The 10,415-nt window shown below is 65.3% G+C and carries 12 protein-coding genes; 5 read left to right on the top strand and 7 right to left on the bottom strand.

Annotated elements, in window-relative coordinates:
- Nucleotides 1-2: 2 nt before the first annotated feature.
- From AC1D0O_RS08400 to AC1D0O_RS08380, 5 genes are all read left to right on the top strand, one after another.
- On the top strand, nucleotides 3-467 hold the full coding sequence (locus tag AC1D0O_RS08400) for a hotdog family protein (protein WP_477653078.1): 465 nt from the start codon (nucleotides 3-5) through the stop codon (nucleotides 465-467).
- Nucleotides 464-1,192, top strand: a complete 729-nt coding sequence (gene fabG, locus AC1D0O_RS08395) for a 3-oxoacyl-ACP reductase FabG (RefSeq protein ID WP_477653077.1) — start codon at nucleotides 464-466, stop codon at nucleotides 1,190-1,192. Before AC1D0O_RS08400 ends, fabG begins: the two co-directional genes overlap by 4 nt.
- Nucleotides 1,189-2,418, top strand: coding sequence for a beta-ketoacyl-ACP synthase (locus AC1D0O_RS08390; protein ID WP_477653076.1), 1,230 nt, complete (start codon nucleotides 1,189-1,191; stop codon nucleotides 2,416-2,418). Before fabG ends, AC1D0O_RS08390 begins: the two co-directional genes overlap by 4 nt.
- Before the next feature lie 159 nt (nucleotides 2,419-2,577).
- Nucleotides 2,578-2,997, top strand: coding sequence for a hypothetical protein (locus tag AC1D0O_RS08385; RefSeq protein ID WP_477653075.1), 420 nt, complete (start codon nucleotides 2,578-2,580; stop codon nucleotides 2,995-2,997).
- Between the two features lie 23 nt (nucleotides 2,998-3,020).
- A complete protein-coding gene (locus tag AC1D0O_RS08380; RefSeq protein WP_477653074.1) occupies nucleotides 3,021-3,731 on the top strand; it encodes a 4'-phosphopantetheinyl transferase family protein in 711 nt (236 codons plus the stop codon).
- A 634-nt stretch (nucleotides 3,732-4,365) separates the two neighbouring features.
- On the opposite strand, the gene AC1D0O_RS08375 is transcribed toward AC1D0O_RS08380, so the two are convergent.
- The 7 genes from AC1D0O_RS08375 to AC1D0O_RS08345 all read right to left on the bottom strand — a co-directional run bounded on the left by AC1D0O_RS08375 (nucleotide 4,366) and on the right by AC1D0O_RS08345 (nucleotide 10,406).
- On the bottom strand, nucleotides 4,366-4,677 hold the full coding sequence (locus AC1D0O_RS08375; protein WP_477653073.1) for a hypothetical protein: 312 nt from the start codon (nucleotides 4,675-4,677) through the stop codon (nucleotides 4,366-4,368).
- The gene (locus tag AC1D0O_RS08370; protein ID WP_477653072.1) at nucleotides 4,674-5,381 is read right to left on the bottom strand and encodes a class I SAM-dependent methyltransferase; all 708 of its coding nucleotides are present in this window, start codon (nucleotides 5,379-5,381) and stop codon (nucleotides 4,674-4,676) included. The genes AC1D0O_RS08375 and AC1D0O_RS08370 overlap by 4 nt, the downstream gene beginning before the upstream one ends.
- A 539-nt stretch (nucleotides 5,382-5,920) precedes the next feature.
- Nucleotides 5,921-7,309, bottom strand: a complete 1,389-nt coding sequence (locus AC1D0O_RS08365) for a formimidoylglutamate deiminase (RefSeq protein WP_477653071.1) — start codon at nucleotides 7,307-7,309, stop codon at nucleotides 5,921-5,923.
- A gap of 6 nt (nucleotides 7,310-7,315) precedes the next feature.
- Nucleotides 7,316-8,137, bottom strand: coding sequence for an N-formylglutamate deformylase (gene hutG, locus AC1D0O_RS08360; RefSeq protein ID WP_477653070.1), 822 nt, complete (start codon nucleotides 8,135-8,137; stop codon nucleotides 7,316-7,318).
- Between the two features lie 44 nt (nucleotides 8,138-8,181).
- Complete coding sequence (locus AC1D0O_RS08355; protein WP_477653069.1) at nucleotides 8,182-8,961, bottom strand: amino acid ABC transporter ATP-binding protein; 780 nt, start codon at nucleotides 8,959-8,961, stop codon at nucleotides 8,182-8,184.
- Nucleotides 8,958-9,626: an amino acid ABC transporter permease gene (locus AC1D0O_RS08350; protein ID WP_477653068.1), complete on the bottom strand. Its 669-nt coding sequence runs from the start codon at nucleotides 9,624-9,626 to the stop codon at nucleotides 8,958-8,960. Before AC1D0O_RS08350 ends, AC1D0O_RS08355 begins: the two co-directional genes overlap by 4 nt.
- A gap of 21 nt (nucleotides 9,627-9,647) precedes the next feature.
- Nucleotides 9,648-10,406, bottom strand: a complete 759-nt coding sequence (locus tag AC1D0O_RS08345) for a transporter substrate-binding domain-containing protein (protein WP_477653067.1) — start codon at nucleotides 10,404-10,406, stop codon at nucleotides 9,648-9,650.
- Nucleotides 10,407-10,415: the final 9 nt, after the last annotated feature.

Raw genomic sequence — 10,415 nt, 5'->3', positions numbered from 1 at the left:
CGATGGACACATCCCTTGTGGTGGCGGACCTGGTTCCGCACCGCGGCGCCATGAGCTGGCTGGACCGCATCCTCAGCGTCGACACCGAACGCGTGGTGGCCGAGGCCGACATAACCGAAGACAGCCTCTTCCTGCGCGATGGGCAGCTGGCCGCCTGGATAGGCATCGAGTACATGGCCCAGACCATCGCGGCCTGGGCGGGCCAGCGGGCGCGCCGCGAGGGACGCGCCGTCACGCTGGGCTTCCTGGTGGGGACCCGTCGCTATGATGTGTTTCGCCAGTCCTTCAAGGCGGGCGAGTGCCTGCGAATCGAGGCCGATTGCGAACTGATGGCCGACAACGGCCTGGGCATGTTCGCCTGCCGGCTACTGGTGGGCGGCGAACTTGCGGCTTCGGCCAACCTGTCGGTGTTTGAGCCCCCCGAAGGCGGGGCGTTTATGGATAGCAAAAAGGGAGAGACATCATGAACCGCTGCGTGCTGGTCACGGGATCGAGCAGGGGCATAGGGCGGGCCGTGGCGCTGCGCCTGGCCAAAGACGGCTATGACGTGGCCGTGCATTGCCGCCAGCAGCGCGAGCAGGCCGAAGAGGTGGCCAACGCCATCCTGGAAATGGGCCGCGAGGCGCGCGTGCTGTGCTTCGACGTGACCGACCGCGCCCAGGCCTCCAGCATGCTGCTGGCCGACATCGAGGCCAACGGCGCCTATTACGGCGTGGTCTGCAATGCCGGCATCGCGCGCGACAACGCCTTTCCCGCCATGAGCGGCGAGGACTGGGATACCGTCATCCACACCAACCTCGATGCTTTCTACAACGTGCTCAACCCCGTCGTCATGCCCATGGTGCGCAGGCGCGCGCCCGGGCGCATCGTGACGCTGTCCTCGGTGTCCGGCCTGATGGGCAACCGGGGCCAAACCAACTACAGTGCAGCCAAGGCCGGCATCATAGGCGCCACCAAGGCGCTGGCGGTGGAGCTGGCCAAGCGCGAAATTACCGTGAACTGCGTGGCCCCGGGCCTGATAGATACCGACATGATTGAACCCCACGTGCTTGAGGAAGCCCTCCACATGATTCCCGCCCGCCGCATGGGCCGCCCCGAGGAAGTGGCTGCCGCCGTGTCCTTCCTGCTCTCGGCGGACGCCGCCTACATCACGCGCCAGGTGATCTCCGTCAACGGGGGGATGGTCGGATGAAGCGCGTCGTCATCACCGGCGTCGGCGCGATCAGCCCGCTGGGCCACGACTGGCCCACCGTCCGCGCCCGCCTGCGCGAGGAGCGCAACGTGGTCCAGTACATCCGCGAATGGGACGAGTACGAGGGCCTGAACACGCGGCTGGGCACCCGCGCCGCGCCCTTCGAACTGCCCGCGCGCTACAACCGCAAGGTCACGCGCAGCATGGGCCGGGTCGCCATCATGGCCACCCTGTCCGCCGAAACGGCGCTGGCCGACGCGGGCCTGGCCGGCGACCCGCTGGTCACCAGCGGCAAGATGGGCATCTCCTATGGTTCCTCCATAGGCTCGCCCGCCGCCATGGGCGACTTCGGCAACATGATTTCGCGCAAGACCACCGAAGGCATCAACGCCAACACCTACATCCGCATGATGTCGCACTCGGCCGCGGTCAACATGGGCGTGTTCCTGGGCGTCACCGGCCGCATCATCCCGACCTCCAGCGCCTGCACGGCCGGCAGCCAGGGCCTGGGTTACGGCTTCGAGGCCATCCAGAGCGGCCGGCAGGTCGCCATGCTGGCCGGCGGCGCCGAGGAGCTTGACGCCACCGACGCCGCCGTGTTCGACACCCTGTTCGCCACCAGCACCAGCAACGACACGCCGCAGCTGAGCCCGCGTCCCTTCGACGCCGAACGCGACGGCCTGGTGCTGGGCGAAGGCGCCTGCACCCTGGTGCTCGAAGAGCTGGAACACGCGCAGGCGCGCGGTGCAAAAATCCTGGCCGAGATCATCGGCTTCGGCACCAACAGCGACGGCACGCACGTGACCCAGCCGAACCCGCGCACCATGGCGCAGGCCATGCGCCTGGCCCTGGCCGGCGCCGGGCTGCCGCCCGAGGCCATCGGCTATATCAATGCCCACGGCACCGCCACCGAGCACGGCGACGTCGCCGAAAGCCAGGGCACGCACGAGGTCTTCGGCGGCCGCGCCCCCATCAGCTCGCTCAAAAGTTATATGGGCCACACCCTGGGCGCCTGCGGCGCGCTGGAAGCCTGGATGAGCGTCGAGATGATGCGCGACGGCTGGTTCGCGCCCACCATCAACCTGCGCAACGTGGACCCGCGCTGCGGCGAGCTCGACTACGTGCGCGAAGGCGGACGCAGCCTGCAGACCGACATCGTCATGAGCAACAACTTCGCCTTCGGCGGGATCAACACCTCGCTGATCCTGCGGCGCTGGCCGGAGTGAGCATGCGCACCGGAATTTCACCGGCCGGACACGCCATGGGCCATGGCACCCGGCCGCCCACCATCACGAAGGCCCGGAGGAAGCGTCCTCGCGCCTGAATGAAAGCAGCCGGCCGGATAAGCCGGCACAGTCGTCAACCGAAGAGAGAGGGAACACACCATGAAATCGAAATTTTTTGCCGGCCTGGTTCTTGCCATGGCTTTTGCCGCCGGCCCCGCCAGCGCCCGCTGGCCCCTGCCGATCCTGAACCATCCCGACGTCCCGGTGGTCACCACCAGCGGCGCCGCACCGAGCGCTGCACGCGTCAAGGAAGCCATCCTGGCCGGCGCCGCCGCCAAGAACTGGACCATCGCCCAGCAGGCCGACGGCAACCTGCAGGCCACGCTGAAGACCGGCGGCGGCAAGCACACCGTCATGGTGCTGATCACCTACACACCCGTGAAATACACCCTGATGTACCAGGACAGCATCAACATGAACTACGGCCAGCGCAACGGCGAGCCCGTCATCCACCCCTTCTACAACACCTGGGTGAGCGAGCTCAAGGAATCCATCCGCGGCGAGATGCTCAAGCTCTGAACGGATCCCGGGCCAGGCCAGCGATGAGCACACACACGCCCGGCCTTGTGACCCCTCTCAGGCTTGAAAGCGTGGCGGCCGTCCACGCCGGCCTGTCCGGCCTGGGCCTGGACTGGCTCAGCCAGGAAGAAGAAGCCCGGCTGTCCACCATGAGCGCACCGCGCCGGCGCACCCAGTTCATCACCGGACGCTGGCTGGCCCGCCAGTGCCTGTCCGCCCAAGGCGGCGGCCGATGGCAAGACTACGCCCTCTCGGCGCCCGACGATGGCGCGCCGCAATTGCTGGCCGCGCCGGTGTCCGGTCCCTGGTATTTCTCGCTAAGCCACAGCGGGGACTGGCTGGCCTGTGCGGTCTCGCACCAGCCCGTCGGCGTGGATGTGGAATGCAGCGACCGCGCGCGTGATTTCCCGGCGCTCAATGAATGGATGCATGAGCCCGAGGCGCTGCAGGACATGCCCGCCGACCCGCGGGAACAGCAAGCCTGGTTTTATGCGCAGTGGACGCTCAAGGAGGCCTGGCTCAAGCAGGTGACTTCAGCGACGCCTATGCCGGCGTCACGGCCGTCCATGCGATCGGCTCGGTTCACGCTTTGCGGGGATGGCCCCGGCACGGCCATGGTGGGACAGGGTACGGCCTTTACCGTGGCGGTTTGCCCGGCGGCGCCCGGCACGTTGCAGTGGGAGGGGGGCGCTTTGGGGCAGGTTCGATGGGATAACTGGAAACTTGCTGATTGAGGCGCTGAGGTGTTTTGGGTTCGGCTGGCCGGGGGTAGCCCGGCGGCTACTCACTTTTCTTTTGCTTCGCCAAAAGAAAAGTAAGCAAAAGAAAAGGCGACCCTGGTTGCTGCGTCCCTTCGCTTCGCTACGGGCAACCTGCGGTGCTCGGTCCAGACGGGGTCTCGCTAAACTCGCTTCGCTCAGACAACGCGATCCCTGATCCGTCTGGACCTCCGCTCCTCGGCGCATCCACAAGGGGTGGAGAAGGAATACCAAATCCAAATACTGAATACCTGAAGAAACAAGGACTCGCCGTGGCGAGTCCTTGTTTGTATTTTTCTTTTTTGTCTTTTGGTATTTGTCTTCTGTCCCCGTTCCCGATTGCCCCGTCCTGGCTGGGCCGAGGAGCGCAGAGACAAGCGGATCAGGGCCGGCGTTGTCTGAGCGAAGCGAGTTTAGCCGGACCCCGCTTGGCTCGAGCACCGCAGGTTGCCCGTAGCGAAGCGTAGGGACCCAGACTGCGGGTCGCCTTTTCTTTGCTTACTTTCTTTTGGCGAAGCAAAAGAAAGTGAGTCGCATGCCGGGCGACCCCGGCTCCGGACCCCAAAACACCTCAGCGCCCGAAAGAAACCCCGAGACTTAACCCCAAGGCCTAACTCCCAATCAACCCACCAGCCCGGAGCATCCCCACCACCCCAACCAGTATCCAGAACAGATTCAGCAGCGAATAAGCCGCATCCCGCTTGAGCAACGAACACCACGACAGCATCACCGCATCGACGGTGTTGAAAGCCCAGACAAACAGAAAGGGACTGGCCGGCCCCATCCAGCTGACCAGCCCGAAGCTGAAGATTCGCATCAGCACACCGATCATTTCGATGGTGCGGATGTTGTCCCGGATAAAACCGTTGACCACGGCCGGCAGGCCCAGGCGGGCGACGGGCGCGGCGGCGGCGCCGCTCAAGGTTTCACCGCCACGGCATTGACCAGGGTTTCCTCGCGATCGGCCGGCAGCGGCCGGCCTATCCACTCCAGAAAGCCCAGGTCGGGCCGGCTCCACCACAGGTAGGGCAGCGAAACGCGCGCATCCGGCAGTTCAAAGCCGGCGCGCCTGACCATGGCGATGTATTCGGGCGCGGTGCGCTGCACGTCCATGGGATGGCGGAACAGCACGCGTATGGGCAGTGAATGGATGTACTTGCGCGTCGATTCGGCGAACAGCAGCACGCCGCCGGGCTTGAGCACCCTGAAGAACTCGGCCATGGCCTCTTCCTGGGCCACGATGTGGTGGAAGGTCTGGTGGCAAAAGACCATGTCGAAATGTTTGTCGGGCCACGGCATGCGCGAGGCGTTGCCGGCGTGCAGCTCCACCGGGCTGGCGCAGGCCCTGGCCTCGGCGCCGGCGCGCTGCTGCAGGTCCGGGTCCATGTCCATGCCGACGATCAGCTGCGGGGAAAAGCGCCTGGACAGCTCGGCAAACGAATGGCCGAAACCGCAGCCGACGTCGAGCACCCGGTCGAAGCGCGCGCCGGGCGGCAGCAGCGTCTGCAGGTCGTTCAAGGCGCGGTTCAGTACATGGACCTTCCAGGTCATGGTGCGCAGGAACCAGTTGCCGAAGCCGGTCTCCTCAACAAATGCGTCGACGGCCGACGTGGCGTTCATGGTCATTCAACTCCCCCTTGTGTCGATTCTTCTGGGCCAGGTCAGCGGGCTGCCTGACAGGCATAGTCTATGGCCATGCCGTGTGCCGGGCCGAACGGGTCGCCCGGCCCTGTTGATACACCGATTGTCCGGGAAGCCGGGCATGCCGCGCGGGTCCATGACGCGATTCAGCCAAAAAAGTGCTTGTGGGGCCGGCGAGCCCAAATCCCCTTCCTTTGGGGGGAAGGTAGGGATGGGCACTGCCCTCTTGCTCCTTCCCCCTTTGGGGGAAGGTCGGGATGGGGGCCTGCAGCGATGGATGGTAGGGCCGGCTTAGGATCACAGGCCGGAGGGCCCCCATCCCCGCCTTCCTCCAGCGGGGGAAGGAGCAAGAAACACGCAGGGGTGGCGCAGCTTGTCCATCACGACCGCTGTTGCTGCGGGCAGCCAGGGCCAAGATAGTCCATTGGCCGTATTTTTTACAAAATTGAGTTTTGTACGGCCAATGCATCCTCACCTAGCACCAAAGCCCCGGAATTTCTATGCGAGCGCCCTGGTGAACGAAGTCAGTCTGCCCACAGCTCTCGCATCGCGCGGGCAAAGGCCTGCGCGCGCCCAGGCGAAGGCGCGGCGACGCGCTCGCCCGCCACAAACACCCCGCCAAACGCCGCGCCAGGGCTGGAAAACACCAGCGCATCCAGCAGATGGCCGGCCGGCACGCCCAGCAGCGCAGGGGACTCCAGGTCCAGCGTCACAAAATCGGCGCGGTGGCCGGGCGCCAGGCCGGCCTGCATCTGGCCTGTGGCGGGAAAGCCACCGGCCAAGGCGGCTTCGAACAGGCCGGCCGCGCTGCTCTCCTGGCCCAGGACACGCGCGGCGATGTTGCGCTGGCGCAGCGTGAGGCGCTGCGAGTATTCAAGCAGGCGCAGCTCTTCGGGCCAGCTGCGCGTGACGTGGCTGTCGGACCCTATCGACCAGCGGCCGCCCGCTGCCGCGTAGGCCGGAAGGTCGAACACACCGTCGCCGAGGTTGGCCTCGGTCGCGGGGCAGATCACGATGGCCGCGCCCGTGCCCTGCACGCCCAGCAGTTCCGCAGGCGTGGCGTGGGTGGCGTGCACCAGGTTCCAGCGGGCATCGACGTCGGCGTTGTTCAGCAGCCATTCGATCGGGCGCTGGCCGGTGTGTTCCAGGCAGTCCTCGACCTCCTGCGTCTGTTCGGCGATGTGGATGTGCACCGGCAGGCCGGCCTCTTTGGCGGCGATGCCGAGTTCATGCAGGGTGGCCGGCCCGGCGGCGCGCAGCGAGTGCACGGCGACGCCGACGTTGATGCGCGCATCGCCCTGTGTTTGCCGCCGCACCTGCTCGACCACGCGCATCACGCTTTCTGGCGTCGAGGAAAACCGGCGCTGGTCTTCGCGCAGGCCCGTGGCCTTGAAGCCGGAGCGCATGTAGAGCGCTGGCAGCAGCGTGAGGCCGATGCCGGTGCGCTGTGCGGCGCGCACCAGGGCCAGCGACATCTCGGCCGGATCGGCATAGGCGGCGCCGCTGACATCGTTGTGCAGGTAATGGAAATCGCAGACCTGGGTGTAACCGCCGGCCAGCAGCTCGGCGTAGAGCTGGGTCGCAATCGCTTCGAGCTGCTCCGGCGTGATGCGATTGGCCGCGCTGTACATGCGGTCGCGCCAGCTCCAGAAATCGTCGGACGCATGCGCGCCGGCGCTGCGGCGCTCGGTGAGGCCCGCCATGGCGCGCTGGAAGGCATGGCTGTGCGCATTGACCAGGCCGGGCAGCACCGGGCCGGGCAAAAAAGTTGCGCCCTGCTGTTGCTGCGCCGTGGCGCCGGGCAACACGCTTTGCCAGCTGCCGTTGGAGGCGACCGTCAACAGCACGTCTTTGGCCCATGCGCCTTGCACCCAGGCCTGGGGCGCGAAAAATGTCTTGGTGCCGCTGCTCATGGTGCCTCAGGCGTAAAGATGGTTGGCGGCCTGCAGCGCGCCGGCCACCATATTCCTCAGCAGGGGTTGCACCTGCCAGGCCAGGGCCTCGTCATAGGCGTAGGGCGGCACTTCCTGCATGTACAGGCTTTGGCACATCTCGAGCTGCACGGCATGCACGTCTTGCGCGGACTGGCCGTAGTGGCGCGTGATATAGCCGCCCTTGAAGCGGCCGTTGACGGCGGTGCTGATGTGGGGAGCGGTATCGCAGGCCTGCACCACCGCGGCGGTGATGGATTCATGCGCGCTGGCGCCGCTGGCGGTGCCGATGTTGAGGTCGGGCAGCTTGCCTTCGAACAGCCAGGGAATTTGCGAACGTATGCTGTGCGCGTCCCACAGCAGGGCAAAACCGTGCTCCGCCTTCAGGCGCGCGAGTTCAGCGGCCAGGGCCGCGTGGTAGGGCTGCCAGTAGGCTTCTCGCCGCCGCATGCGCTCTTCGGTATCGGGCTCACGGCCGGCCTGGTACAGCGGCACGCCGCTGAAAAAACGCGTGGGGCACAGCTCGGTGTTGGACGCGCCCGGGTACATGGGCGCGTCGTCGGGCGGGCGGTTCAAATCGATCACATAGCGCGAATAGCGCGGCCGCAGCACGCTGGCGCCCAGCAGGGGCAGGAAGTTGTAGAGCCGATGCAAATGCCAGTCGGTGTCTTCGACCTTGAGCGCTTCGGCCGTGTAGCCGCTTTGCAGTTCGGTGGGGATTTCCGTGCCTATATGCGGCATGCTGACCAGCAAGGGCACGTGCCCCTGGTGCAAGCTAAAAACTCCGCTGTCGTCGCTGAAGTCATTCATGGGATGGATTCCTGAAAAAATGAGCGCCCGGAAGGCGGCCTCGATCAGTTCCGTGACAGCACGGCCTGGAGGAAATCCCGGGTTCGCGCCTGTGCCGGGTTGGTAAAGATGATATCGGGCGGCCCGGCCTCGATCAACACGCCGCCATCCATCACCACCACCACATCGGCGACTTCGCGCGCGAAGTCCATTTCATGGGTTACGACCATCATCGTCATGCCCTCGCCCGCCAGCAGCTTCATGACCTGCAGCACCTCACCCACCAGCTCGGGGTCCAGCGCCGAGGTGGGCTCGTCAAACAGCATCAGCTGGGGCTGCATGGCCAGCGCGCGGGCAATCGCGACCCGCTGCTTCTGGCCGCCCGACAGGCTGGCCGGCATGGCATGGGCTTTTTGCACCAGGCCCACCTTGTCGAGCAGCGCCAGGGCTTCGGCTTCGGTTTGCTGCCTGGACAAGCCGCGCACCTTGCGCGGGCCGACGGTGATGTTGTCGATCACCGACAGGTGCGGAAACAGGTTGAAGGACTGGAACACCATGCCGACGTCTTCACGCAGATGGTTCAGCGCCTGGTCGTCCAGCATGCGGCCGGCATCGGCCAGCACGCGGCCGCAGATTTCAACGCGGCCGCTGTCGGGCTTCTCCAGCCCGTTGCAGCAACGCAGGAACGTGCTCTTGCCGGAGCCGCTAGGCCCGATGACAACCACCACCTGCGAGGGCTGGACGTCAAAATCAATGCCGTGGAGCACGACGTGCTCGCCAAAAGATTTGCGCAATCCGCGGATGGTGACGATGGGTTTTCTATCGACAGGTTCTGGCGTGTTCATTGCACCATGCCTCCGGCGCGCAGCCGCTGCTCGATGCGGCGCAGCGCCAGCGTCGTCAGCCCGGTCAGCACAAAATACATGACGGCAATCACGAGATAGACCTCCAGTGAGCGGTAAGAAACGCTGATGATTTTTTGCCCCTCGTGCATCAGCTCATGGATGGTCAGCAGCGACACCAGCGCGGAGTTCTTGATCAGCGCGATGAATTCGTTGCCCAGCGGCGGAATCATGCGCACCAGTGCCTGCGGCAGGATGATGTTGCGCATGGCGGTTCCATAGGACATGCCGACCGAACGCGCGGCCTCCATCTGGCCCTTGTCAATCGACTGGATGGCGCCGCGCACGATCTCCGACACATAGGCGCCGGAGTAAATGCCCAGGCCGATCACGCCGCAGACAAACGCCGGCAGCATGATGCCGAACTGCGGCAAACCGAAAAACAGGATGAACAGCTGCACCAGCAGCGGCGTTCCGCGTATGGCCGCCACATAGCTGGTGCACAGCGCGTAGACCACGCGCCTGGCCGGATTGAGGCGTCCGATCCCCACCAGCAAGCCCATGATGCAGCCAAGCACCAGGGCCACCGCCGTGATTTCCACGGTGACCAGCGCACCCGACAGCAGGTTGCGCCACCCCGCGAAAGCGGGAGAGAAATCGAGTTCCATCCGATGGGCTCCCGGGTTTTCTTATTTGGCGGCGGCTGGAGCCGTGGTGTTGCTGAACCACTTCTTCACGATCTGCGCGTAAGTGCCGTCGGCCTTGAGCTTGGCCAGGGCGCCGTTGACGGCTTTGGTCAGCTCGGGCGTGTCCTTGCGCAGCGCCATGCCGTACTCTTCGGTGGTGAGCTGCTGCTCGAGCACGCGCTGGCCGCCGCGGGTGCGCACGTACTGGAAGGCCGCCGGCTTGCCGGTCACGGCCGCGTCGGCGCGGCCGATGTCGACCAGGTTGAACATTTCCTGGTTCTTCTCGACTTCCACCAGCTGCACCTGCGGGTAATTGGAAGCCAGGTAGCTCACCGACTTGGTGCCCACCTGCACGGTCACTTTTTTGCCGTTCAGGTCGGCCAGTGTCTTGATGGCGGTATTGCCTTCCTTCACCATGGCCACCAGGCCGCCCGCATAGTAAGAGTCGGTGAAGTCCACGACCTTCTTGCGCTCGTCGGTGATGTAGATGGCCGACACCGCCATGTCAAAACGCTTGGAGACCAGCCCGGGGACCAGGCCCTTGAAGTCGATGTCTATCCACTCGATGCGCTTGTTCAGGGTCTTGGCGACGGCTTCCACCAGCTCGATGTCAAAACCAGTGCGTTTGCCGGCTTCAACATATTCCATGGGCGGAAAGGTGGCGTCGGTGCCGACACGAAGCACGTCCTGCGCATGCGCGCCGAAGGCAGCAAGACCGAGGACGGCAAGGAAGGAGGCAAGGAATTGACGGCGAAAGTTCATGGGGGTCTC

Source organism: Polaromonas sp. P1_F2, assembly GCF_056405735.1.
The sequence above is the reverse complement of the archived record's forward strand: the minus strand, read 5'-3'. Positions and strand labels throughout refer to the sequence as shown.

Coding starts and splice junctions, on each gene's coding strand:
- AC1D0O_RS08400 (WP_477653078.1), top strand. CDS start 3: ATGGACACATCCCTTGTGGTGGCGGACCTGGTTCCGCACCGCGGCGCC.
- fabG (WP_477653077.1), top strand. CDS start 464: ATGAACCGCTGCGTGCTGGTCACGGGATCGAGCAGGGGCATAGGGCGG.
- AC1D0O_RS08390 (WP_477653076.1), top strand. CDS start 1,189: ATGAAGCGCGTCGTCATCACCGGCGTCGGCGCGATCAGCCCGCTGGGC.
- AC1D0O_RS08385 (WP_477653075.1), top strand. CDS start 2,578: ATGAAATCGAAATTTTTTGCCGGCCTGGTTCTTGCCATGGCTTTTGCC.
- AC1D0O_RS08380 (WP_477653074.1), top strand. CDS start 3,021: ATGAGCACACACACGCCCGGCCTTGTGACCCCTCTCAGGCTTGAAAGC.
- AC1D0O_RS08370 (WP_477653072.1), bottom strand. CDS start 5,381: ATGACCATGAACGCCACGTCGGCCGTCGACGCATTTGTTGAGGAGACC.
- AC1D0O_RS08365 (WP_477653071.1), bottom strand. CDS start 7,309: ATGAGCAGCGGCACCAAGACATTTTTCGCGCCCCAGGCCTGGGTGCAA.
- hutG (WP_477653070.1), bottom strand. CDS start 8,137: ATGAATGACTTCAGCGACGACAGCGGAGTTTTTAGCTTGCACCAGGGG.
- AC1D0O_RS08355 (WP_477653069.1), bottom strand. CDS start 8,961: ATGAACACGCCAGAACCTGTCGATAGAAAACCCATCGTCACCATCCGC.
- AC1D0O_RS08350 (WP_477653068.1), bottom strand. CDS start 9,626: ATGGAACTCGATTTCTCTCCCGCTTTCGCGGGGTGGCGCAACCTGCTG.
- AC1D0O_RS08345 (WP_477653067.1), bottom strand. CDS start 10,406: ATGAACTTTCGCCGTCAATTCCTTGCCTCCTTCCTTGCCGTCCTCGGT.